Genomic DNA, 25,382 nt, shown 5'->3' with positions numbered 1-25,382 from the left:
TTTACGTAAATTCACGGCCAACAGATAAAATTTAATAAGAATTAATAGCAAAAAAAAGACAAAGGAGAAATTGAGTTTACTCAATTTCTCCTAATTCACTATTTGAAGCTAGTTTTGTCCCAGCCTCGGAGTCGATTAAATATCTAAGTCTTGTTTTGGTCCATTATATTCATTGTTTTGATTTTGACTCTGCTGACTTCCTTGTTGTTGTGAGTCATTTTTCTTTGAGAACATTTGCTGAATCTTATCAACCGCTTGAGGAGCCAAGTCTAGAATCTTTTCATATAGATGGGTACTTTCATCTAGATGAACCATCTTAACTTCCTTAGAATTTACAATAAGGAAAGCAATTGGTGTAATGGAAACTCCACCACCACTACCTCCACCAAATGGGTGCTTAGGCTGACCTCCCTGACCTTCTCCTTTTCCTTGACCATCGAGGATGAATTCACTGCCTCCCGCAGCAAAACCAAATCCAACTTTTGATACGGTCAAGATCACACTTCCATCAGGTGTTTCAACTGGGTCTCCAATAATAGTGTTTACATCAATCATTTCCTTCAAGTTTTCCATTGCTGTCGTCATTAACCCTTGTATTGGATGCTCAGACATTTACAATTCCTCCCTATACAGACTTTGTCTTATCTCCAGACAAAACAGATAACGGTTTTGTTTTGAAGCGCGGTTTGCCGCCCTTCCAGAATTTAAATAGTTTAATTCCTGCTAATATAGCATGCCCGATTCGAAATTCAATCATACATTTTAATGATGTTTGACTAATAGCTTGTTGAAAATTAGGAGTAATCATTATGTTAGGCACTACTTTAACCTTCATATAATTGCTTACAAGACCCACTATACTACCCTTAATTGCCCAAAAAGCACCTGTAATCATACCTGTGTATGCAGCATCTCCTACACCAATTACAGATTGCCACTCAAGATTTTTCACCGTTACTTTTTTTAGAAATTTTCTTATTATCGTGTGGAGCGCTACTACATGATTTAATAATTCCCTCATATCACTAAAACTTTTCAGCATTTCGTTTGGTGTAATCTTTCTTTTCTCGCTTTGAATATTCTTTTCTTGAGGACCCTGCTCAACTTTTTCTTTTACAACAATAGAAGCTGAATTTTCATCCAATTTAATAAGGGGAACTTTAATTTTATATTGTATAAGTCCAAATAATGCTTTGAATTTAATAACTAAGTCATCATTATCTTGCGCATGATAGTAACTCAAAAATACTTTCAGCTTTGTAAATAGTAGGATTATAAATAGGAATAAGAGAATCAGAAAAACGATGAGCACCCATTTCAAATTTTTCACAACCTTTCAGCCTACTATTATTTGTATAAATGGAAAAAAATAAACCTATCAACTAAAAGTTGATAGGTTTATTTAAAATATAATTACTTATCATGAACAACAGTCGTGTCCGCAAATAGATCGTGAAGTCCCTGTTTCTTCGGTAAAAAGGCAGCTATCAAGTAACCTATAAAAACAGTAACGGAAATAAATCTCCCAATCCATTCTCTAAAGAGAATCGTACTCCAGGAAAGTTGATTGCCTTTCAGATTTATGACTTTCAGCCCAAATACCATTTTTCCAAGAGTTTGACCATAATATTTTGTCATAAGAACGAAGTAACCATAAAAAGTAATGGCTGATGCAATTGTTATAGGAGCAAACATGCTTAACTCATTTAAGTCTAGCCCAATTGCTCTAAACAGTGGATTAATGATGATGCGATCAATACTTCCGATGACAATTAAATCAAGTAGATACGCCCAGAATCGCATCCAGAACCCTGCAAATCTATAATGCTCCTTAGCTTCCTTCTGATCGTCTATATTTTTAGTTTCCAATTCGTTAACTGGCTCAAATTCAGAAGTACTTTGTAATTCAACATGGTCTGTCTTAGTGTTCTCATCATTTGAATTCATTGAACTAAGCCCCCTATTCAGCATATAAGTACATGAGGCGTGGAGAATTAGGTTGTGATAATAACTTCATAAGACCTGTCATTTCTAGGTCATCCCCGATCATCTTTCTAGCGCCCATTTGAAATAGTGAACCAAATCCAAAGTTTTCTGTATACTGCACTACTTTTGCATCGCCTAATTTATGATCCTTTTTAACCTCTTCAATTACATCTTCAAAGTAACCAAACCCATCGATTAAATTAAGCTCCTTAGCTTGACGTCCATCATAGATTCGACCATCTGCAATTTCTTTAACCTTAGCTTCAGGTAAATCTCTTCCCTCTGAAATAACGTCCACAAAGCCTTCATAAGAATTGTTAATCATCGATTGAAGAATCTTTCTCTCTTCCTCCGTCATTTCTCTAGTAGGACTCATTATATCTTTGTATGGACCGCTTTTAATGGTTACGAACTCTACTCCGTATTTTTCTGCTAATCCAGCATAATTGTAACCTTGCATAATGACGCCTAATGAACCAGTTAGAGTTTCTGGGCTAGCATAAATTTTATCAGCAGGTGCTGCGATATAATAGCCTCCTGATGCGGCCATAGACCCCATAGAAATATACACTGGTTTTTTCGTGTCATTTTGAATTTCTACAATTTTATCATGAATTTCAGCACTTTCTACAACCCCTCCACCTGGGGAATTCACACGAATTATAATAGCTTTTACGTTATGATCGTCTTTCACGTGGTCTAAGTTTTTCATAAATGTTTTGTGGCTATATCCTGGAGCTGACAGAAGAGACGTTACATCTCCAGTATCTTGAATGACCCCATTCACTTCAAGGACAGCTATTTTGTTTAATTCACTTCCACCTTCAATTACTTCTTCTACAAAATGCTCATCCGTAACATTAAATATCTCATCGAACGAACTTTCAAAATTACTAAATGCAAATGCAGATAGGAAATTTACTACAATCGAGAAAATAAATAATGCGCCAGCTATTCCTAGAGCCGCCCAGCGTTTTCCACTCATGTTGATGTCCTCCTTTTTTATACCTATTTCATATACGTGATTACTTTTAAAATGTTTCAAAAACATGTAAACTATCTTCGAGGAATTTAATAGGGGCTGCGTTCTTTCTTGTCCCATACTCCATTGTAACAAAACTTTCATGGGGGAAAAGTGAAATTTTGTCAATTAGTAGAATTCATAAATATTAGTACTCAGTATTTCTCTGGGTAAGAATATGTAAGAAGGTTAATCAAATGGTATTTTATCATTACCTATAGGTTCATTACATAACACATCAACACATGGAGGAATCATCATGCCAAATCGACGTAGTGTTTACTTTTATCATAATAAAGATAAAGAAATGGTAGAAAAAACACAACCCTTGTATGACTTAGCTGAAAGATATGGATTCACAATTGTTAAGGATTTTAATCAAGCTAATATCATCGTGAGTATAGGTGATGACGGAACATTTTTACAAGCAGTTAGAAAAACTGGTTTTCGTGAAGACTGTCTTTATGCTGGAATTTCTGTGACAGGTAAATTAAATCTTTACTGTGACTTCTATATTGATCAACCATCCAAAATTATTGAAGCAATGACAAACGAGAAGATTGAAGTCAGAAGGTACCCAACCATTAATGTAACGGTGGATAAACAAACATCCTTCCATTGTTTAAATGAGTTTAGCATTCGATCAGCCATCATAAAAACATTTGTAATGGATGTATTTATTGATGATCTTCACTTTGAAACATTCAGAGGTGATGGAATCATCGTCTCTACCCCAACAGGAAGCACCGCTTACAATAAATCTGTGAATGGTGCGATTGTTGATCCCATGCTTCCTTCTATGCAAGTAAGTGAGCTTGCCTCTCTTAATAATAATCATTACAGAACATTAGGTTCTCCTTTTATCCTAAGTGGGGAACGTACCCTTATACTGAAAGTAGTTCAAGATGGAAACGACCATCCTACAATGGGGATGGATAATGAAGCATTAAGTATTCAACATGTAAAAGAAATTGAAATTAATTTAAGTAACAAACGTATTAAAACCGTTAAGTTAAAAGATAACTCCTTCTGGGAAAAAGTTAAGAGAACCTTCCTTTAGGACCTCAAATAAAAGAGTTTCGTCGAGATTGACGAAACTCTTTTTATACACCTAATCCTTTTCCCTTTTTCCATCTAGATTCAAGGTTTATATATAATTTTGTTCTAGAGAATGAGTAAATGGTTAGCGCAGTCCAAATAAACATAAATGCTAATAGATGATGTTTTGTAAAATGCTCCTCATATACAAAAACGCCTAGTATAAGAGTAAGTGTTGGTGCTATATACTGTAAAAAGCCAAGCATCGAAAGAGGAATTCTTTGTGCGCCTTTCGAAAAATATAGAAGTGGGAGTGCCGTTGCAGCACCTGCACCTATTAAAAGTAGGTCTGTTGTAAAAGAAACAGCTAAGAAGGATTGATTTCCTTGAATAAACAGCCATGTTATATAGATTAATGCAATAGGAGTAACAGCTAATGTTTCTAGCGTTAAACCAACGGCAGAATCCACTTTAATTAATTTTTTCGCTAGCCCATAAAGCCCAAAGGAAACGGCTAAAGTAATCGAAATCCAAGGGAATTTTCCGTAAGATACACTTAAAATTAATACCCCTATGGTGGCGAGAACGAAAGACGTATATTGAGCTGATGAAAGCTTTTCTTTAAGAAAAATCATTCCGAGTAGGACACTAACTAACGGATTAATATAGTACCCAAGACTAGCTTCGATCATTTGATCTGTATTGACCGCCCAAATGTAAATGAACCAGTTGCAGCTAACTAACAGTGATGCTACTACTAAGGCAAGTAATTGTTTTTTGTTTTCCTTGAACCCTTTCAAGGTATTGGTAAAGGCCCCAAGCTTTTTAGTGAAAGTTAAGATAATCACCATAAAAACAAATGACCACAACACCCGATTTGCCAGAATTTCATCTGCGTTTACATGATACAGCAGCTTCCAATAGATCGGCAAAATCCCCCAGAGGAAATAAGAAAATGCCGCATAAATAATCCCCATTTTTAATTCTTGATTCTCCATAGCATGTAAACCTCTATCCTTTATAAAATGCAAAACCTTTTATTTCACACATCGAAATATATTTATTATAAGGGCAAATAAATCATGCTACCATCTTTTTTTACGCAGATTCCCAAATATCTAATATTTGGAAATAGAAATAGGTGAGAAGCTTTAGAATCTGCCTAAGAAAAAAAGTGAAGACAAAACATCTCCACTTATCTAGCCCTATTGATTTTTCTCATAAACAATTTCTCCGCCAACAACGGTTTTATCCACCTCTATAAGATGAATCTCGTTATATGGAACAGAAAAAATATTTTGTTTTAAAATGGTGAAGTCTGCAAAATATCCTGGTTTCACTTCTCCTCGATCATGTTCATGGCAAGCAGCATAAGCACTTCCTTTTGTAAACAAACTAACAGCCTCGTAAACAGAAAGAGCCTCATTTGCATTATAAATCTCCTCACCATCAACTTTAGATCGTGTGACCGCAGTGTAGATTCCAAGTAGAGGGTCTAACGATTCAATAGGTGCGTCCGATCCACCTGCACATGGAATATTTTCTCCTAGGAGAGTTTTCCATGCATAGCAGTAGGTCATATTTTCGTGACCAATTCGTTCTATTACCCAAGGAAAATCAGATGCTACAAAGCTCGGTTGTATATCCAAAATCAATGGTAGGTTTTTAGCTCTTTCAATTAGGTCCTTACGTAAAATTTGAGCGTGAATAAGACGGTCTCTGCCACTTCCTTGCAATGGATTTTCTTCAATTGCTTGCAGGGCCATATCAAATGCTAAATCACCAATCGTGTGAATGGCTACAGGCATGTTCATCTTTCTAGCCTTCAAGACAATATCATTGAGCTGCTCTTGTGAATAAATGGCTACCCCATTAGTTGATGGATCATCAGCGTAAGGATGACTCAATAAGGCTGTTCTCCCTCCTAATGCACCGTCCGCAAAAGCTTTAAATGCACCAAATTCAATCCATTCATTCCCCTTTAAAAATTCTCCACCAGCACCTTTAAAGTCTTCTGATACTTCGTGATGAACAAGAAGGTGAGCACGAAATCGTAAAGGCTCCTCTTCAATTACATTTATAAAAGTATTATACGTCTTCCAAAACCCTCCGTAATAATTGAGATCTTCCGTATGTCCCCCTGTAAGACCGAGCCTATGCGCATCTTTTATGGCAGCCTGCATAGCTACTTTTAGGTAATCTTCAGAGACTTCTGGTACAACACTTAATATAAGCTCTTGGGCCTGCTCCTTAAAAATCCCTACTGGATTTCCCTGCTTGTCCTTCTCAATGACTCCTCCATCTGGACAATCGGTATTTCTATGAATAGAGGCTCTTTGCATCGCTAAGGAGTTAACTGCAATTGCATGTCTACAGATTCTTTTTAAAATCACAGGATGTTCTGGTGCCACTCTATCTAAATCATCTTTATTAACAGGTTCTGGATTGTCCCATAAGTTTTCGTTCCAGCCTTCTCCAATAATCCACTCCCCTGGTTTAAACTGTTTAGAGTAGGCTTTTACTGCTTCTAGCAGTTCATCTTTTGAAGTGAAATGGGATAGATTGAGCCGAATTAACCTTTCTCCATGTCCAATCAAGTGCATATGACTATCAACAAAACCAGGAAGCAGTGTACTGCCTTCTAGGTCTCGTCTTAGATGGATAAACTCCTTATAGTTCGTCTCTAATTCTTCTTTTGAGCCGATTTGAAGAATTTTGTCTCCCTCCGTCAAAACAGCTTCTACTTTATGCCCTTCTTCTTGAAGAGTGTAGATTGGTCCACCAAACCAAAGTGTTCCCATTAGTCAAAACCCCTTTAAGTATCTTTTTCCATAATGTAGTATAACAAAAATGCAGACAAAGAGTGTCTGCATTCTTGTTATTTCATATATTTTGGTTTTTAGCTTAGTTGACCTGCTGCTTCAAGTTCTTGTTTACGTAGCTCCACTCTTCTAATTTTACCAGAAGTGGTCTTTGGGAGCTCCGATAAAAATTCAATCTTTCTAGGGTATTTATATGGAGCCGTTAACTCCTTAACATGTTCCTGAAGGTTCTTAATTAACTCAGGATCATTTTGGTCTACACCATCTTGTAACACAACAAATGCTTTAACAATATTTCCACGGATTTCATCTGGGCTAGCAACTACTGCACACTCCTTAACAGATGGGTGCTTAACAAGTGCATCCTCTACTTCAAAAGGCCCAATTGTATAGCCAGAGCTTATGATAATGTCATCACCGCGTCCTTCAAACCAGAAATAGCCTTCTTCATCTTTTTTCGCTTTGTCGCCTGTTATATAATAATCTCCTCTAAACTGCATAGCAGTTCTTTCAGCATCTTTGTAATAGTTTTTAAATAAAGCAGGCGTTTCAATATGTACAGCAATATCGCCTACTTCTCCAACACCACAAAGTTCTCCTTCATCATTAATGATTTCGACTCTATTTCCTGGTGTAGGTTTCCCCATGGAACCAGCTTTAAGCTCCATCCCTTTTGTAATTCCAACTAGTAATGTATTTTCTGTCTGCCCATAACCATCTCGGACATTTACATTAAAATATTTTTTGAATGTATCAATGACATTTCGATTTAAAGGTTCCCCTGCAGACACAGCGCTGTGTAAGTGAGGAAGCTTATATTCCTCAATGTTATCAACCTTTGCCATTAAACGGTACTCAGTTGGAGTACAGCATAGTACATTCACCTGGTAGTCCTCAAGAAGTTGAAGGTACTTCTTCGGTTCAAACTTTCCGTTATATACTAATCCTGTTGCACCGGATCCTAGAACAGATAAGAACGGGCTCCAAATCCATTTTTGCCAGCCTGGTCCTGCTGTAGCCCAAACAGTGTCTCCATCCTCAATACATAGCCAATTAGGAGCAGCTGTACGTAGGTGAGCGTATGCCCAACCATGAGTATGAACCACACCCTTTGGATTTCCAGTGGTTCCCGAAGTATAGGACAAGAAAGCCATATCTCCTTGGTTCGTATCGGCTAATGGTAATTCATCTGAAGCTTGTTTTAGTTCCTTTTCTAAATCAATCCATTGATCCACTTTATTGCCAATCACAAATTTTGGTAAGTTCTTGACTTCTTCTATTTCGGAGAACTGATCTACATAAGGGTGATAGCTTACAATCCCCTTCACATCTCCATGTGTAATTCGGTATTGAAGATCCTTCGTTCTAAGCATTTCGGAACTCGGAATCACGACTAGACCTGATTTTAATGCAGCAATATAAACTTGGTAGGCTTCAATAAGACGAGGAATTATAACGAGGATAACATCTCCTTTTTGCAATCCATTTTCCAAGAAAACGTTTCCAATTTTATTCGCATTCTTTAATAAGTCTTGATATGTAATCTCTTTCTTTTCTCCAGCCTCATTTTCCCACTTAAGAGCCATTCGATTTGGATTCTGTGCAAACCTCTCCATCTCAGCAACTAGATTGTAATTTTCAGGTGCAAGTAAGTCTTCACGTTTCAACAAAATCTCCCCCTCATTAATGATAATGCTGACTATAAAACGAGTTTCCATTATACAAATTTATTATACTAAACTATTTAAAAAATTTAAAATATTTTTTTAATTTCAGAATTTAGATAATAATTTTGGTTAATTTCCAGCAAGAAATGTGTGAATAAAAAATTCGACATTCGAGAAAATAGGATAGGGGTTAGGAAATAAAACTTCTTTTGCTTAATTCGGTGTACCTGAGATGCTGTATATATCCTTCTCTTTCAAGGTGCAATAATAAGTCTTTTTTTACAAAATTCCAACGCAAAAAGAAGCGGGCATTACACCCGCTTCTGTAGCCATTTTATTTATTTGTAATTTTTATCGAGAGAAACCGCCGCCTAATTGTTGTTCAGCCATTTGAACTAAACGCTTAGTGATTTCTCCTCCAACTGAACCGTTAGCACGAGAAGTTGTATCAGCTCCAAGGTTTACACCAAACTCAGAAGCGATTTCATACTTCATTTGATCAAGAGCTTGTTGTACCCCAGGCACTAGAAGTTGGTTGCTGTTGTTGTTGTTTGCCATGTGATATCACCTCCTTGTGAGTATAGATTGTGATAATCACGGAGGAATCATACAAAACTTCAACTGGTAATTGTTGCAATTATATTTTAAAATCCGTACAGGCTTATTCTAACTGCTAACCGTTACTTAAAAATTTTAAAATAGGTCATCTATATGATTGTCTTTCTTATCCTCTTGAGGGCGTATTTGAATCGTTTCCACATTTTCAACAGCTTCTCTTATTAAAGGTTCAAAATCAACAAAGCTTTCATAAAACTCAACTTTTTCCTTCTTAGGCTTTGTTTTAGGGGATGCTGGAACAAAAACGGTACAACAGTCCTCATAAGGAAGGATGGATATCTCATGAGTGTCAATCTTCTGAGAAATTTCTATAATTTCTGTTTTGTCCATTGTAATTAAGGGTCTAAGAATAGGCGTACTCGTAACATCATTAATAGCAAACATACTCTCTAGTGTTTGACTTGCCACTTGTCCTAAACTTTCTCCCGTTACAATTGCTAATGCCTCAAACTTTTTTCTTAACTCATCTGTAATTCTCAGCATTAATCTTCTCGTAGTCGTCATCGTATAGTTTTCAGGAACTTGCTTTTGTATAAGTTGTTGAATAACTGTAAACGGGACGACATGAAGAGTAAAATAACCACCATTTGTTCGTGCTAATTTCTCAGCAAGATCAATGACTTTTTGCTTTGATCTTTCACTTGTAAAAGGTGGACTATAAAAGTGAACAGCTTCCACTTCTACGCCTCTTTTCATCGATAAATGGCCAGCTACTGGACTATCAATACCGCCTGATAGCATTAACATTGCCTTTCCGCTGGTACCTACAGGAAGTCCACCTGCACCTGGAATCGTTTCACAGGATAAATAAGTAGCTTCTTCTCTTAGTTCGACTTGTAGGTTAATATCTGGGTTCTTTACATTTACTGTTAAATCAGGAATATTTTTTAACAAATGTGCTCCAAATGTATGATTAAGTTCACCTGTATCAAGTGGGAATGTTTTATCTGATCTTCTAGCAGAAATTTTAAAGGTACTTCCTTCTTTATAGACCTTTTTGAATAGGGACAGTGCAGCATCTTTCATTTCATCAATGTCTTTGCTAGTTTTTACAGCTGGGCTAAAAGATTGAATTCCAAAGACATTTTTTAAGCGGTCAACAATTTGATCCCCGTTTTCACCGTTTAGGATCACATACATGCGATCTCTTTGCCCATCTACATGTGCATGTGGAAATTCCACTAATGCCCGTTTGATATTTTTCCTTAATTTATCTACAAATTTGCTTCTATTTCTTCCCTTTGTCGATATTTCACCGTATCGAATAAGAATTCGGTCGTATTTCATCTTACTTCATTACCCCTCTTAAGTAATTTACTACTTCTTTAATTGATTTAATGACGTACTTAGCCTCTTCTAGTGTATTTACATAAGAAAGACTAATCCTTATCGAGCTTTGTGCTATTTCCTCACTAACCTTCATAGCTAGCAGTGTATGGCTTACATCCTTTTTTTTAGAAGAACAAGCGCTTGTAGTGGATACATAGATATTCCTCTCCTCTAAGGCATGCACAAAGACTTCCGCTTTAATACCCCGAATTGAAAAATTAATAATATGAGGAGCAGAATGTTCTATTGGAGTATGAACATAAATATCGTTCATTGCCTTCAGCTCGTCTATAATCATAGATTTCATCTCTAGCATTTCTTCTAAATGATCCTCACGCTCTTCAAGTGTTAAACGTAATGCTTTAGCCATGGCAACCATTCCGGCAACATTTTCGGTACCACTTCTTTGTTTCCACTCCTGATTTCCCCCTGAAAATAATGGAGAAATCATCACACCGTCACGAATATAGAGAATACCTGTCCCCTTTAACCCATGGAATTTATGTCCTGACATGGAACAAAAATCAATATAACTTTTATGGATTTCTAGTGGGATTTTTCCGACTGCTTGGACAGAATCAACGTGAAATAAAATCTTCGGAAATGTCTTAAGTAAGGAACCAACCTCTTCAATTGGTTGTATAGTGCCCACTTCATTATTTACATGGATCATGGAGACAAGGATTGTATCATGACAAATTGCCTTTTCTAAATCGTCTACACTAATTCTACCTTCATAATTAACCGGAAGATACGTAATTCGAAATCCTAGATCTTTTAATTGCTCCATTGCTTCTCTAACTGAAGGATGCTCAACTGAAGTTGTTATAATATGCCGACCTCTATTTCGATACATTAACGCTGTTCCTTTTATAGCAAGGTTATTACTTTCCGTTCCGCCAGAAGTAAAGAAGACCTCCCCCTGCTTTACATGCAAAAGCTCAGCCATTTGTTTTCTTGCTTGTGACAGGAGCTTCTCAGCTTGTCCTCCAATATTATGAAGGGATGAGGGATTTCCGAAATAGTCAGTAGAAACTTTAACAAAGGAATCTAAAACTTCTTTATATGGTTTTGTGGTTGCACTATTATCGAAATAAATCATCTCTTATCACTCCCCGTAAGCAAATCATTGCGCTCCTTTTTTCTTAGCAACTTTAAATCTTATCACAATTATGTATCGATGAAAAATACTCTGATTTATTTATTATGCATCATTATTTCCTAAAAAATATTCCTCGGAAATTGCCTTCGCAACGGACATTAAAATCAAATCAAACAAATTACCATAATAAAGGGTCCGCAATTGCCTGCGAACCCTTTTTCCCTATACCCTATAGAACTTCTTCTTTTTCCTTCAATAAGGATTCAATTCTCTTTAATGCTCCTGGCTCAATTTCTTCTATAGACGTTGCAGCTTGTTCAAGAGCTGTATTATAATCATAACCTCTAAAAGACAGTTCTGCTTCTTTAAGCCCTTTATCTACTGATGAATAGCGGCTTCTATATCGGTTCCCATACTGGATGACTTTTTCGACTAAGTCTACTGTTTCAAGTAGCTCTATCGTTGTCTCATATACCTTTTCAACCGTCATAACAGCAATCTCAAGGTGTTTTTGAACATTTGATATATCTAACGGTTTTTCTTCTAGCTTCATTTTCACGTTTTGGATATGTTCCTTTGCATCCTCTAATAAGTATTTGTAATCTTGAGGAAGTCCTGGGACGTTACTTTTCGTTACTAAACGGATGGATTCAGCGATTTTTCCAGTTAATTCTTTTACTTTTTCCCTCGCAGCCATCTCATCTTTTCTAAGCATTTGGAGCTTTTCCGAAAAGGCTTGTTGATCTTGCTGAATAGCTTCAAGCTGACTCTTTATATCATTCATCTCTTCACTCAGCAATGTATGAGCAGTGCTTTCACTCTTAACTTTATGCTCAAGAAGTTCATAACGCTTTATGAGTTGAGTGATTTTTTTCTCAAGCATATTTTGGTCTTCAAGCTCTTTCTCCTGTATATGGTAGCTTTGTTGGATATGTTGGATTTCTAACTTTACAGCTTGATTTGTTTCTTTAGTATTTTCTAGCAATGTTCTAGTCTTATCTTCATTCTCAGTTACGAAGTGTTTTGCAAGAACTTCCTTCTCTAACAATTCATACAATAGGTCAATGCTCTCCTTGACGTCCTCTATTCCTTTTTGAACATCAACGATTTCTAACTTTCTAATATGCGTTAAATATGTTTCTAGCTCTTTCTCTAATCTACCTGTTTCTTTTTCTAATTGAACGTGCTCTAATAAGTAACCTGATTCAACCATCTCTCGGTACCCTTCCTTCACGTCATGAATTTGTGAAGGTAAATTAGATTGGCATTCTACAAGAAGATTTGGAATAACTTCCATCTTTTCTGCGATTTCGGTTAGTCTACTTCTAATGGATAAAACGACTTCACGTGCCTTTAAGTAATCCCCGTTCTCTGTACGTTCTTCATATTGTTGGAATTGTTTAATAACCTCATCTAACTCCAACTCTAGCTGAGCTTCAGCGATTCCATAAGAATGACGATGTGCTAACAACGTTTTCTTGCTTTCTCTATAAACTTCTTTTAAGCTCTCAATTTCTACTCTATTTTTTTCTTCACTACCTACTAGCTCGTTAATTTCATCCAACAAGTTTTTAATTTTTTTCTCTGTGTCAGTTAAATGCTCTTCGATTGCTCCTAACACTTCTTTTGCCTTTTTAAAACGGTACTTATCAATATACTCTTCTGCATCAAAGAGATATTCTTCCACATCAGGCAATTGAGTAGCGACAATATCGTCCCATTCATTTCTCCAGCTTTCGAAAAGAAGCTCTGTTTCACCTGTCATATTAAGCTGTTTTACCTTGGACATCTCCTCTAACACGGGCCTATTGATAATATCCATCTTCCAGGATTCTAGTCGATCAACTTCTTTGTAACTCTTTTTCTTATAAAAATAACCAGCTATATACAAGCCTATTATAATGACTAGGCCTCCAATTATGTATTCCATGTTAAGCCCCCTGTTCGCAACCGAGCCGCAATTTCAATTTATTATACATAGTTAATCTATTTAACTTTCCAGTATGATTCATTGTAAAATATAAGTATAACATTTCCACATGTTTTCGTTTCACTTTTTTTATTTTTACTATGTAGTGGAACCTTCCGAACATAATGTTATTTTCAATGTTTTTATGATACCATGTAAACGACAATTTTTGACTATTAATTTCAAAATTTTTATTCTAAAAATTGTAAGAAACTTAGTGACTTCATTAAATTTAGAACAATTTTATGATTTTTTTATTTCACTGTGCATACTAGAGCAATTTCACAATGGATTCTGCATGTTGTTTGGAGGAGATTAGATTGTTAAAAGATGGTCATATACATACCCCTTTTTGTCCACATGGAACAAAGGATCCTTTAGAAGAATATGTTGAGAAAGCCATTTCTCTGGGTTTTAAGGAGATTTCGTTCACGGAACATGCGCCACTACCAGAGGGGTTCACAGATACTGCTCCTACAAAGGATAGTGCTATGCAATTAGAGGTTTTAGACCGTTACTTTGAGGAAGTTAATCGTGTGAAATCTCTTTATCAGAACACGATTAACATAAACGTGGGCTTAGAAGTGGATTATATTGAAGGCTTTGAAGCGGGGAGTAAGGACTTTCTAAATAAGTACGGAAACAAGCTTGATGATGCAGTTTTATCCGTTCACTTCTTAAAATACCAAGATACTTATGACTGTTTAGACTATAGTCCTGATTACTTTGAAAAAATGATTGGGAAATATGGGTCAGTTGAGAAAATCTATGAGAAGTACTTTGAAACGCTCCTTATGTCTATTGCTTCTGATTTAGGACCTTATAAACCTAGGCGATTAGGTCATATAACACTAGTTAAGAAATTTCAAAGGAAATTCCCAGTTCAGAAATTTTTCAAAGACGAAATCCTACTAGTTTTACAGCAGATGAAAGAGAAAGGATATGAACTTGATTATAACGGTGCTGGAACAGCAAAACCTTTATGTCGAGAGCACTATCCGCCTAACTGGGTTATTGATGAAGCTGTTCGGCTTGGAATTCCTCTTATTTACGGATCAGATGCTCACCAGGCTAAGGAACTTTCACAGGGGTTAAGCACATTGTATCTTCCAAAATAAAAAACGGCCTTAGCCGTTTTTATTTTACCAGTGTAGGCACTCGCTCACTAGACTCATTCCTAATTACCCCGTCAATCCAATTGTAAATCTCCTTTACATATTTTTCTGTAAAGTACCGTTCATATGGAAAAACATGTAACACTTCTGTTATATAATGGGTGTTTAAAAAAGGCATGGTTAAGAGGCCTTTTAACTGAATAATCATATAGTTAATGGAGAAGGAGCGAAATTCTTTTCTAGCCATTCCTTCTTCAAATACCTTTTTAAAATAAAATCTTTCTTTTAAGAGATACGTTGACATAATTTCTCTTACCACTTGTGAATCAATGGACATCTCTCGCAAAATGAATCTCGTTAAATGAATGTTTTTACTCTGATAGTTTAAAATATTTTCTGTTATCTTTTTTAAACAGAGGGTCGCGCCTTCATGTAAGTATAAAAATCCATTTTCAATTTCATTTAAGTAGGCCTCATAATACGTCGTAAAGCAATATTCGAGAAGTCCATGCTTATTTTGAAAATGATAAGAAATATTTGCTACATTAACATTTGCCTTATTCGCGATATCTCTCGTTGAGGTTCCATTAAATCCGTTAATATTAAACAAAGTTATTGCAGCCTCTACGATTGCAGCTTTAGAGTTTTTCTTCATCTTCCCGCCCCCTTACGACTGTAAAATTCATTTCCCCTTAGATTAATACATTCTTTTTATATTCATCTTTCTCCTTTATAAATATCTCGACAAAGTCTCCTCTTTTTCTGCTATTTTTGATAGAATGTATTATAAATTTCTAAGGAATTAGGTGAAATACAATGTTTAAAGTCGAATTATACAGTGGCAACAGGGAAGAAAATTACGATCTTTTAATAAAACAATTAAACGCTTTATTAGAAGGCGAGAAAAATAAAATTGCAAACCTAAGTAATGCATCCGCATTACTCAACCAGTTTTTAGATAGGGTTAACTGGGTTGGTTTTTACTTAATCGAGGATGGAGAGCTTGTACTCGGACCATTTCAAGGCCTACCAGCTTGTGTAAGAATTCCTCTTGGAAGAGGAGTGTGTGGAACAAGTGCGATTGAACAACGTACGGTTAGAGTGGAAGATGTACACCAGTTCCCAGGTCATATTGCATGCGATGCAGCTTCACAATCAGAAATCGTCATTCCAATGTTAAAAGATGGTGAATTAGTAGGGGTTCTTGATATTGATTCCCCTGAAAAAAATCGTTTTGATGAAGTCGATCAAGATAAACTGGAAGAATTCGTTAAAGCGCTTGTTAAGTTCTTATAAAGCTTTTAGTTCTAAATAAACTGACAGCTGACCTATTCAAAGGTTCTCAAAGAAATAGTAAAAGAAGCAGAAACTCTCTGCTTCTTTTCTAGATTACAATCTCTTAATCACTATTATTTTTTCCATCCGTTTATATTTTTTGCAGAGCTTGCTCAAGATCCTGCTGTATATCTTCCCAAGCTTCTAGACCAATTGATAGTCTTAACAAAGTATCACTTATTCCCATTCTTTCCCTATCTTCTTTTGGGATAACGGAGTGAGTCATTGTTGCAGGATGCTGGATAAGTGTTTCTGCATCTCCTAGACTAACGGCAATTTTAATCAACTTCAGTTCATTCATGAATTTCTGAGCAGTCTCTTTTGTTCCATTAACAGCAAATGAAATTAATCCACCAGGTTTACGCATTTGTTTTTTCATAATTTCATAATCTGGATGATTATGGTCACCAGGATAAAAGACTTCTTTAACTTTCGGGTGATTAGATAGGAATTTGAATATCTTATCCGTATTATCACAATGCCGGTCCATTCTAACTGCTAGAGTTTTAAGTCCACGTAATAAAAGCCATGCATCAAACGGAGAGATAACTCCACCTATATCTTTTTGTGTGGTCATTGCTACTTCATTGATAAACTCTTTTTTCCCCACCGCTATCCCAGCAATTACGTCTCCATGGCCACAGATATATTTAGTGGCACTATGGATGACAACATCGCATCCAATTGCAAGAGGATTTTGAAGATATGGGGAAGAAAAGGTATTGTCGACGACCACCGGAATCCCTTTTTCTTTTGCTACCGAGCTGACCATTTCCAAATCTACGAGTTTCATAGTTGGATTTATGGGTGTCTCTACATATATACAAGTGGTTTCTGGCCGAATTGCATTTAATAGTTGCTCCCTTGTATCCATTGATGAAAAGTTGTGCCCTATATGATATTTTTCTTTCATTAATTGAAGGAGTCCAAACGTACAGCCATAAACACCTTGTGAACAAAGGATATGATCTCCAGACTTAGTAAGCGCTACTAAGATGGCTGACACAGCTGCCATCCCAGATCCGAATGCTAACGCAGCTTCTCCATTTTCTAGCGCTGCCATTCTCTCTTCTAGTATTCTAACGGTTGGATTCCCAAGTCGAGAGTAGATGTAACCATCCTCCTCACCTGAAAATCGTTTTTCCCCTTGCTCTGCATGTTCAAATGTGAATGTAGAAGTTTGAAATATTGGAGGATTTAAACTCCCTTGAAACTGCTTACTATCATAGCCTGTATGAACGACTTCTGTTTCAAAATTTAAATTTCTTTTTTCTCCCATAATGTCCTCCTTGGTTTGTAAACGCTTCCAATTAACACTAAAGTAAAAAAGCTCCTCTTATAGGATATGATAATTCGCTCCATAAAGGAAGAGTTTTACAGAAAATACCACGTGACTGCTTTAATGTGATAACAGAAAAAAATAAAAAGGCACTCTAGAAAGTGCCTAAACAGGTAATTCATTATTGCTTTGAATTACGACCTTATTTTTTCCAGTTTCTTTCGCTACATATAGCGCTTGGTCAGCTCTTCTAAACAAGCTATTGAATGTGTCCTTGTGGTCTTTATTCCAATAGGATACACCACAAGAAATAGTTATACTTGGCTTAGAATTTGTTGCCACTACTTTCACTAGACGCTCTGCGATGTTCACACCGACCTCTAGTGGAATTCTAGGAAGATAAACGGCCAGCTCTTCGCCACCCCATCTCGCCCCGATATCACTGTCACGGATATTACTCTTAATGACGTCAGCCACTTGTACTAGGACATCATCCCCAATTTGATGACCGTAAGTATCGTTTATTTTCTTAAAATTATCAATATCTATTAGGATGAATGTACCTTGAGCATCTTCATCCATTGATTGATGTATTCTTTCGTCTAGATAATTTCTTGACGATAGCTTTGTTAAGTGATCCGTTACTACCATTTTTTCCAATTCTTCTCGAAGCATTGAATTTGTAAATGCCAATGTCGAATGATGAATTAAAGATTGTAGTAATTTAAAGGTCTCAAAAGAGAAATGGTATGGTTCATGATGCATAACCAATGCAAATCCCTTAATAGTCCCAGTTTGCACCATTGGTACGCCCATAATGGACCTATATTGTACCTCTTCTGCCTTATTTTGAATACTCAAATCCCCAATGAACAAAGAATCCTTTTCTATCTTCATTTTATCTTTAATATAATCAATATAGAGTTTTGCTTCATCTTGATAAAAGAATTCAGTACTTCCTTTTAAAACTTTAGATTTTATAAAGTCTTCCGTAACAAGTATAAATCCCACCTCGTCTGCACAGAAGGAGTCAATTATCTGTTCCGTCATGTAACTCATGGTTTCTGTTAAACGTAGATTAGAATTTAAGCGATGAGAAGTTTCATTAATAAGTTGAAGATCAGAAATGAGCCGTCTAGACTGCTGATACAACTGTGCGTTTTCCAGTGCAGATCCAGCAGTGTTTGCTAGTAGTGTTATAAACTCAACCTCATTTTTTGGAAATGTTAGTGCATTGGGAGCAATTACTTGAAGAACTCCGTACACACCTTGTTTTCCTTTGAGTGGCGCATACAATACAGATCTTTTTTCCTGTAAAGAATCTTCAAATTGAACAGTACCTGTTACATAAGATTGCATAGCAGCTATATTTTCACTGTCATACTCTAAATCCTTTATTGGTAAGTCTCCATGACTATTATTGTCATGAGATAGCATTAAGTAATACGTAAAGGTGGGATAAACCTCTTGTAATGTATAGATAATCTCTCCAAGAACAGCATCCATATCCATTGAAGAATGGAATTTCTCAGTTACCCTGAAGAGTTGCTTATATCGTTTTTCTTCAACAACGACTTTACATAACTCTTGAGCTTTAAAGAGGAAAGATGAACACTCCTTATTTAGTTGATGTAAGAAGTCCGTGTCTATTTCATGGCTATACTTAATAGCCAAGTAACCTAAACGATTTTCACCTTTCTTTAAGGGTAGTAGGACGTCATAATCCTTAAAAGAAGGAATAGGGATTGGTTTTACTAATATGGATGTATTACTTACCCATTCTTCAAACTCTATCCAAGAAACAAGAAATTGCTGAGTATTCTGGGAATTTAATACATTTGTTGATGCCTCAAGGTATATTTGCTGTTTCCATTCGTTACAGTTAAAGAGTTCAACAGTATCTGCTTTGATTATTTCCTTAATCACTAATAACATTTGATTGACCAATTTTTCATAATGTAATAAGCCGTCTTCTGTATCAATTAGATCAAAGAATCGACTTTTAAGTTTCAGGATTAGTTCTCTCTCAAGCAATTCCATTTATATCATCACCTATTACCTTTACAGATTGACCAATAATTCGTTCCAATTTAAGGTATAAAACCGTTATCTTGCTGAACTTATGTATTATTATAATTCATTTGGATGAGATTTCCTGTAAAATTTATGACTATTTCGTTTCAATTATCGAAATTTTCGCACCTTTGTCCGTCATTAATAGCCAAACTGTCGAATCATTCGATAAGGAATGAACTCCATAGACCACTTCATTCCGTTCAACTACGATTTTTTTACTGTCTGAGATGGTAACTACATTACCTTCTTCTGATGTATGAACAGAGTAATTAAGTTTGTCTTTCGAAATCCTATATTTTTCATCTCGCTCTATAATCTCTAAATTAGGATTAAAATAATGCCATATTCCTGATACTCTAACCCACAACCCATTTCCACTAGCATCATTTGCTAATTGCTCTGGTGATTCCTTAAGAGCAGTAGCCTTTAACGTTTTAAAATGGAAGAAATTATTTTGCTCAATCTCATAAAGAGCTAATAGATGCTTTTGATCACGATAATCGTAAATCCCAACATAAGGATTATCTCCAGAAGCACTTCCTTCCTTGATGACTACAGCCATCGGATGTGGTTCCTTTATATAAGTGCTTGTCTGTTTTGATTGATAATAAAATCCAACCATGACTAAACTTGCAAAGCAAAAAATTAAAAAAAAGCGAATACGCTTATCTTTTTTTGACTCAACCAATATAATCACACTTTTTATACACTATTATATCATAATACATCTCTATAATAGGTTGATTAAATATATTTTTTGTTTTCCAAACATAATGTTATGACACGTTTATTCATCATTAGTTTTTCAAGTTTATCGATTCCCGAAAGTGTTAACGCTAAATACAAGAAGTATGAATAGATAACTTATCATTTGTCCCTCGAATAGACTTATTTTTCTCTAGTAATGCTGCCTTATGGTAAAACACCTTGACTTTTGATTCACTAAAGCTATATAATATTCTTTGTGTAAAATATTGCAGCCTATGTGAACACCTTTATGTATATCATTTTGTTCCTCTATAGAGCTCACTCTATGATGGGGTACTGCGTAACCCGCTGCTGCTAGGGCGAAGGTATCTGAAACAAAATGGGCATAAAATCGTGGCGCAACTGTTTTTATTTTACCAAAATAAAAACACAAGGAGGAGTCAATTATGGCTCGTTATACTGGTCCAAGCTGGAAATTATCTCGTCGTCTTGGAATTTCTCTAAGCGGTACAGGTAAAGAATTAGAAAAGCGTCCTTACGCTCCTGGACAACATGGTCCAAACCAACGTAAAAAATTATCTGAATATGGTTTACAATTACAAGAGAAGCAAAAGCTTCGTCACATGTATGGAGTTACTGAGCGTCAATTCCGTAACCTATTCGATAGAGCTGGTAAAATGCCAGGTAAGCACGGTGAAAACTTCATGGCTCTTTTAGAGTCTCGTTTAGATAACGTTGTTTATCGTTTAGGCTTAGCACGTACTCGTCGTCAAGCTCGTCAAATCGTTAACCATGGTCACATTCTTGTTGATGGTAAGCGTGTAGACATCCCATCTTACCGTTTACAACCAGGTCAAACAATCAGCCTTCGTGAAAAATCACGTAACCTTGATATCGTTAAAGAATCAATCGAAGTTAACAACTTCGTACCTGATTTCTTAACTTTTGATGCTGATAAATTAGAAGGTTCATTCACTCGTTTACCTGAGCGTTCTGAACTTCCTGCTGAAATTAACGAAGCTCTTATCGTTGAGTTCTACTCTCGTTAATAAGATCATGTATAAAACCCTGTCGTTTATTTCGACAGGGTTTTTTGTTTGTTTTGAATTAACGATAACATAATATACATGATGATCTTTTTGACTCTCAGGATAAAAAAAAGCCCGGTAATAAAACCGTGCTTACGTAATTTGTTTATACATCTTTGTAATTACGGTTGGAATTGGCAGCTTGTAAATAACATCCAACACTCGTGTACTAATAAATTGACAGGCTATAGCAAATATAATTATTTTCCAGTCAACAAGTAATGCAGTTAGTAGCAATACACTTGCATTAATGAAAAACAAAGCCCTTCCAGGTGGGACACCTCTAGTTTTTGAAATGATTAGAGCAAGTATATCCATCCCTCCCGAAGATGCCCCCAATCGAAAAAGGATTCCTACTCCAACCCCAAAGATAATGGCACCAATAACTAAATCCACAAACACATTTGATACAGGTTCAACTAAAAAAGGCGAAAGAATATCAATTATAGCTGAGGTGACTATTACACAGTAAATCGTCCATAGTGCATTACTCTTTCCAAGCCATTTAACAGCAGCAATTAACAAGCTGGCATTTAAAATTAGAAGTGTTATTGAAAATGGAATTTTAAATAGGTAATTCATCAACACACTAACACTTGCTGCCCCACCAGAAGGAATGTAATGCGGAAATAGAAAAATCGCCATTGCAAAGCCTTGTACCGATGCTGCTACACCAAGTAGGATAAGTTTCATAAATATATTCATTAAAAGGTCTCCTAGCCAAATAACTTGTCCGATTAAAATCTAATCTTATCTTAATATGAAACAGAAAATAATAAAAGAGAGCTTATTGATTCAAAAAAAGTAGAGTGTTAAATGATTAACACTCTACCCGCACTTTTATTAAAACCGCTTTGAAACTAAACTTCCTCTTCATCACTTTCTACATGATGATCAACATTTTCAGGTATATTAATATGGATATTATTTCCCTTAGACTTAACAGCGTATGACTTAATTAACTCAGCTACATCAATCCCCGTCATTTCTTTCAGAGGCTCTTGCATATCTACCATTGTTTTGGTGATGCTCTTTCCGAATGAAGGGATCCCCTGACCATTGCCTGAATCGATAATTTTAACAGAGTCAATATTATTAAGAGGCTGTGCAATTTTTTCTGCAAAGATAGGAAGCATCTCAATTAATTTTTCTGTGATGATGACATCCCCATGTTTTTCCATTGCTTCTGCTAATAATTTCCGAGCCTCCGCTTCCGCTTTACCACGTTCGCGAATAACATCTGCTTCAGCAGAACCTTCTTCTCTGCGTATCTTCGCTTTCGCTTCTCCATCAATTTCAGCTTTACGTGCCTCAGCTTCTGCTTTCCTAGTTGTTTCATAGTATGAAGCGTCCGCTTTTGCTTTTCGTACCTTACTTTCCTCTTCCTCTAGCTTAACTGCTCGTTCTCGCTCAAGGTACTTAAGTGTTAACTCTTCTTCTTTAACCTCTTTAGCAAGCTTCGCTTTTTCTAACTCGTAAGCCTGCTCTGACTTTGCACGAGCTCGCTCAGTTTCTTCCATAAATGCAGCATCTTTAATATCCTTTTCTTTTTTCGACTGAGCAACTGCAATTTGGCGCTTATATTCTTCCTCTTTTGCTTCTTGGTCTGTCTTCGCACGGTGAATACGAGTTTCTCTTTCACTATCAGCCTCAGCAATTTCTGCTTGCTTTCGAACCTCTGCAATCCTCGGTCTCCCAAGGTTTTCTAAGTATCCATTTTCTTCATCGGCATCTCTAATATCTGTTAAACCTAGGGCTGTAATTTTGAATCCCATTAAATCTAATTGTTTTTGTGCGATTTCAGATACGTCATGATTGAACTTTTCACGATCATTATTTATTTCCTCAACGGTCATCTTAGATAGAATTGCTCTCAAATTACTTCCTAATACTTCTATGATTTCGTCCTCTATCTCTTTTTGGTTTTTCCCTAAAAATTGTTCAGCATAATTGGCAATTCCATTTAACGTATCTGCAACCTTCACCATCGCAACCGCATCTGCAACGATAGGTACTCCACCGTTTGTATAAACCCTTGGAGTCGCCAGCTTTAACTGGAACGAAGTAAGGTTAACCGGTGTTGATGTTTGGAAACGTCTTAAAAGGTAACCTCCACCTCTGATGATTTTCATACTACGACCTTCAGAATCTGTGAAAATATTAGATTCTTTTTCAGGATCACCTAGCCTTGGTCCTGTAATAATTAATGCTTCGTTAGACTTGGCGGTACGGTATCGAATTTTTACCCAAAAGAAATAAACGACACCTACTATTGCTGCAACAATAAGAATCGGAATTAGGATCATCATTACCCCAACAAATTCGAACATTCTCTCTATTCCTCCTATAAATAAATTTTGTCAACTCACTATATTCGATAGGAAATTGACAATTTCTAACTTCCTAAAGAAGTGGAAAATTGGACAAATACATTTAGCGCATATCTATTAGCAATGTGTAAAAAGGAAAACTTTCAGAAAAGGACTTCATTTAATGACGGATTCAATTCTAATAGATATATGTATTTATCCCCCTTCTATGTTATTTGTTGCCAATTGTATTTACGATAATGATTCGAAAAGGTTTCAATAATTTTAGAAAAGTCAAAAAAAGCAGACTTGGCTAAATAACCTAAGTCTGCTTCAAAGAATTAGTATTTAATTAAGAAGTACTTCTTCTTCCCTCGACGAATTACAGTGAATTCACCTTCAATACGGTCTTTTTCTGAGATTGTGTATTCAAGTTCTGTCACACGTTCCCCGTTAATGGAAACCGCTCCGTTAGATACATCCTCACGTGCTTGTCGCTTGGATGGAGCAATGTTCGAAGCAACTAGTAATTCAACAATATTAATGTCCTCGCCACTCGTGTGCTCATAAGATGGTACATCCTTAAAGCCTTGTTTAATTTCACTAGCTGTTAAGTTCTTGATGTCTCCACTAAAAAGAGCACCCGTAATTTTAATTGCTTGCTGAAGTGCTTCCTCTCCATGAACGAAGCGTGTCATTTCCTCCGCAAGTGCTTTTTGAGCTTTTCTTAAGTGAGGTTCTTCCTGAACAGAAATTTCTAGAGCCTCTATTTCCTCTTTTGATAGGAATGTAAAGTATTTTAAGTATTTAATTACATCGGCATCTGCTGTGTTAATCCAGAACTGGTAAAACTCGTATGGTGATGTTTTTTCAGCATCTAACCACACAGTCCCACTTTCTGATTTCCCAAACTTCGTACCATCTGCCTTTGTAACAAGTGGAATAGTTAAGCCGAATGCTTTAGAACCTTCTGGAGCCATTTTTCTAATAAGTTCTAACCCAGTTGTAATGTTCCCCCATTGGTCACTACCACCAATTTGCATCTTACAGTTATGATTTTCATACAAGTGTAAGAAGTCCATCGCTTGTAGGATGGTGTAAGTAAACTCCGTAAAAGAAATTCCTGTTTCTAAACGAGAAGAAATGGTATCCTTCGCTAACATGTAGTTTACTCCTACATGTTTCCCGTAATCTCTTAGGAAAGTGACAATGTCCATAGAACCAGCCCAATCATAGTTGTTCACCATGATTGCTCCATTTTCACCTTCAAAATCAAAAATGATGTTTTGCATTTGCTTTTTGATTCCTGCAACATTCTCTTGAACTTGTTCAACAGTCTGCAGTTTACGTTCTTCACTTTTTCCACTAGGATCACCAATAAGTCCCGTTGCTCCACCAACTAGAACGATTGGACGGTGTCCTGCATTTTGAAATCTTCTCAATGTTAAAAATGGTAGTAAATGACCAATATGCATACTATCAGCTGTTGGGTCAATTCCACAGTATAAGGAGATTTTCTCCTTTTCTAGAATATCTTTCGTACCTTGCTCATCAGTTTGCTGGTATACAATTCCACGCCACTGTAAATCTTCCAATAAATTCATTTTTATTACCTCCTTATTATTCCTTAATAAAAAACAAAAAGTCCCTTCGAATTTTATTCGAAGGGACGATGTATATAGATCGCGGTACCACCCAACTTGAGAATTTAGCCGTTTTAACAAATTGTTAAAACAACACTAAAATACTCCACTTTAAAAAGATAACGGTTTTACCGTTTGCTGCTAAAACTTTACCTTCAAGGTTCACAGCAAAAGCTCGGGGAGGTAATTCATTCTTCTATTTGTACTGGCTTTCAGCAACCGCCAGCTTTCTGCAAACAGTGATAGAAGGACTACTTATTCCCGTCAACACCAGATG

22 protein-coding genes and 1 other annotated feature are annotated in these 25,382 nt (G+C 36.2%); of the genes, 4 read left to right on the top strand and 18 right to left on the bottom strand.

Translation table 11 applies throughout. The features are described 5' to 3' along the window. Positions 1 to 135: 135 nt before the first annotated feature. The 4 genes from ytfJ to sppA all read right to left on the bottom strand — a co-directional run bounded on the left by ytfJ (position 136) and on the right by sppA (position 2,971). Positions 136 to 612, bottom strand: coding sequence for a GerW family sporulation protein (ytfJ, locus tag ACFYKX_RS26795; RefSeq protein WP_389365337.1), 477 nt, complete (start codon positions 610 to 612; stop codon positions 136 to 138). Between the two features lie 13 nt (positions 613 to 625). Beyond that, positions 626 to 1,243 carry a DUF2953 domain-containing protein gene (locus tag ACFYKX_RS26790; protein ID WP_389365335.1) on the bottom strand — a complete coding sequence of 206 codons (618 nt, stop codon included), beginning with the start codon at positions 1,241 to 1,243 and terminating at the stop codon, positions 626 to 628. A 170-nt stretch (positions 1,244 to 1,413) separates the two neighbouring features. Next, positions 1,414 to 1,947 carry an RDD family protein gene (locus ACFYKX_RS26785; protein ID WP_389365333.1) on the bottom strand — a complete coding sequence of 178 codons (534 nt, stop codon included), beginning with the start codon at positions 1,945 to 1,947 and terminating at the stop codon, positions 1,414 to 1,416. Between the two features lie 13 nt (positions 1,948 to 1,960). After that, positions 1,961 to 2,971 (bottom strand): signal peptide peptidase SppA, encoded by a 1,011-nt coding sequence (gene sppA / locus ACFYKX_RS26780; RefSeq protein WP_389365331.1) that lies wholly within the window; start codon positions 2,969 to 2,971, stop codon positions 1,961 to 1,963. A 295-nt stretch (positions 2,972 to 3,266) separates the two neighbouring features. On the opposite strand from sppA, the gene ACFYKX_RS26775 reads away from it, so the two are divergent. Then, on the top strand, positions 3,267 to 4,067 hold the full coding sequence (locus tag ACFYKX_RS26775) for an NAD kinase (protein ID WP_389365329.1): 801 nt from the start codon (positions 3,267 to 3,269) through the stop codon (positions 4,065 to 4,067). A 43-nt stretch (positions 4,068 to 4,110) separates the two neighbouring features. On the opposite strand, the gene rarD is transcribed toward ACFYKX_RS26775, so the two are convergent. The 7 genes from rarD to ezrA form a co-directional block, all read right to left on the bottom strand. After that, on the bottom strand, positions 4,111 to 5,043 hold the full coding sequence (gene rarD, locus ACFYKX_RS26770) for an EamA family transporter RarD (RefSeq protein ID WP_389365327.1): 933 nt from the start codon (positions 5,041 to 5,043) through the stop codon (positions 4,111 to 4,113). A gap of 207 nt (positions 5,044 to 5,250) precedes the next feature. Then, positions 5,251 to 6,846, bottom strand: coding sequence for an amidohydrolase (locus ACFYKX_RS26765; RefSeq protein WP_389365325.1), 1,596 nt, complete (start codon positions 6,844 to 6,846; stop codon positions 5,251 to 5,253). Positions 6,847 to 6,944: 98 nt separating this feature from the next. Further along, positions 6,945 to 8,534: an acyl-CoA synthetase MbcS gene (gene mbcS / locus ACFYKX_RS26760; protein WP_389365323.1), complete on the bottom strand. Its 1,590-nt coding sequence runs from the start codon at positions 8,532 to 8,534 to the stop codon at positions 6,945 to 6,947. A gap of 351 nt (positions 8,535 to 8,885) precedes the next feature. Then, positions 8,886 to 9,092, bottom strand: coding sequence for a small, acid-soluble spore protein, alpha/beta type (locus tag ACFYKX_RS26755; RefSeq protein WP_389365321.1), 207 nt, complete (start codon positions 9,090 to 9,092; stop codon positions 8,886 to 8,888). A 135-nt stretch (positions 9,093 to 9,227) separates the two neighbouring features. Beyond that, on the bottom strand, positions 9,228 to 10,439 hold the full coding sequence (gene thiI, locus ACFYKX_RS26750) for a tRNA uracil 4-sulfurtransferase ThiI (protein WP_389365319.1): 1,212 nt from the start codon (positions 10,437 to 10,439) through the stop codon (positions 9,228 to 9,230). 1 nt (position 10,440) lies between these two features. Further along, entirely contained in the window at positions 10,441 to 11,583 is a 1,143-nt protein-coding gene (locus tag ACFYKX_RS26745) for a cysteine desulfurase family protein (RefSeq protein ID WP_389365317.1), read from the bottom strand. A gap of 229 nt (positions 11,584 to 11,812) precedes the next feature. Next, positions 11,813 to 13,513: a septation ring formation regulator EzrA gene (gene ezrA, locus ACFYKX_RS26740; RefSeq protein ID WP_389365315.1), complete on the bottom strand. Its 1,701-nt coding sequence runs from the start codon at positions 13,511 to 13,513 to the stop codon at positions 11,813 to 11,815. A gap of 359 nt (positions 13,514 to 13,872) precedes the next feature. Here ezrA and hisJ point away from each other — a divergent pair, with 359 nt between their 5' ends. Beyond that, positions 13,873 to 14,670, top strand: a complete 798-nt coding sequence (gene hisJ, locus ACFYKX_RS26735; RefSeq protein WP_389365313.1) for a histidinol-phosphatase HisJ — start codon at positions 13,873 to 13,875, stop codon at positions 14,668 to 14,670. A gap of 19 nt (positions 14,671 to 14,689) precedes the next feature. Here hisJ and refZ read toward each other — a convergent pair whose 3' ends face one another. Beyond that, positions 14,690 to 15,322: a forespore capture DNA-binding protein RefZ gene (gene refZ, locus ACFYKX_RS26730; protein ID WP_389365311.1), complete on the bottom strand. Its 633-nt coding sequence runs from the start codon at positions 15,320 to 15,322 to the stop codon at positions 14,690 to 14,692. Between the two features lie 161 nt (positions 15,323 to 15,483). Here refZ and ACFYKX_RS26725 point away from each other — a divergent pair, with 161 nt between their 5' ends. Next, positions 15,484 to 15,963 (top strand): GAF domain-containing protein, encoded by a 480-nt coding sequence (locus ACFYKX_RS26725; RefSeq protein WP_389365309.1) that lies wholly within the window; start codon positions 15,484 to 15,486, stop codon positions 15,961 to 15,963. Between the two features lie 130 nt (positions 15,964 to 16,093). Here ACFYKX_RS26725 and megL read toward each other — a convergent pair whose 3' ends face one another. The 3 genes from megL to ACFYKX_RS26710 form a co-directional block, all read right to left on the bottom strand. Beyond that, positions 16,094 to 17,281 carry a methionine gamma-lyase gene (gene megL, locus ACFYKX_RS26720; protein ID WP_389365307.1) on the bottom strand — a complete coding sequence of 396 codons (1,188 nt, stop codon included), beginning with the start codon at positions 17,279 to 17,281 and terminating at the stop codon, positions 16,094 to 16,096. Positions 17,282 to 17,446: 165 nt separating this feature from the next. Next, a complete protein-coding gene (locus tag ACFYKX_RS26715) occupies positions 17,447 to 19,321 on the bottom strand; it encodes a sensor domain-containing diguanylate cyclase (protein ID WP_389365305.1) in 1,875 nt (624 codons plus the stop codon). Between the two features lie 130 nt (positions 19,322 to 19,451). After that, positions 19,452 to 20,045: a hypothetical protein gene (locus tag ACFYKX_RS26710; RefSeq protein ID WP_389365303.1), complete on the bottom strand. Its 594-nt coding sequence runs from the start codon at positions 20,043 to 20,045 to the stop codon at positions 19,452 to 19,454. Between the two features lie 466 nt (positions 20,046 to 20,511). Between ACFYKX_RS26710 and rpsD the strand changes: the two genes are divergently transcribed. Further along, positions 20,512 to 21,114 carry a 30S ribosomal protein S4 gene (rpsD, locus tag ACFYKX_RS26705; protein ID WP_389365301.1) on the top strand — a complete coding sequence of 201 codons (603 nt, stop codon included), beginning with the start codon at positions 20,512 to 20,514 and terminating at the stop codon, positions 21,112 to 21,114. Positions 21,115 to 21,246: 132 nt separating this feature from the next. On the opposite strand, the gene ACFYKX_RS26700 is transcribed toward rpsD, so the two are convergent. The 3 genes from ACFYKX_RS26700 to tyrS all read right to left on the bottom strand — a co-directional run bounded on the left by ACFYKX_RS26700 (position 21,247) and on the right by tyrS (position 25,066). After that, positions 21,247 to 21,858, bottom strand: coding sequence for a YitT family protein (locus tag ACFYKX_RS26700; RefSeq protein WP_389365299.1), 612 nt, complete (start codon positions 21,856 to 21,858; stop codon positions 21,247 to 21,249). Between the two features lie 155 nt (positions 21,859 to 22,013). After that, complete coding sequence (locus ACFYKX_RS26695; RefSeq protein WP_389365297.1) at positions 22,014 to 23,483, bottom strand: flotillin family protein; 1,470 nt, start codon at positions 23,481 to 23,483, stop codon at positions 22,014 to 22,016. A gap of 320 nt (positions 23,484 to 23,803) precedes the next feature. After that, a complete protein-coding gene (gene tyrS, locus ACFYKX_RS26690) occupies positions 23,804 to 25,066 on the bottom strand; it encodes a tyrosine--tRNA ligase (protein WP_389365296.1) in 1,263 nt (420 codons plus the stop codon). 58 nt (positions 25,067 to 25,124) lie between these two features. Then, positions 25,125 to 25,382, bottom strand: a binding site (T-box leader).

This window comes from Cytobacillus spartinae (genome assembly GCF_042865285.1).
Taxonomy (GTDB): Bacteria; Bacillota; Bacilli; order Bacillales; family Cytobacillaceae; genus Robertmurraya_A; species Robertmurraya_A spartinae.
This window is presented reverse-complemented; position numbering and strand designations above follow the sequence as displayed.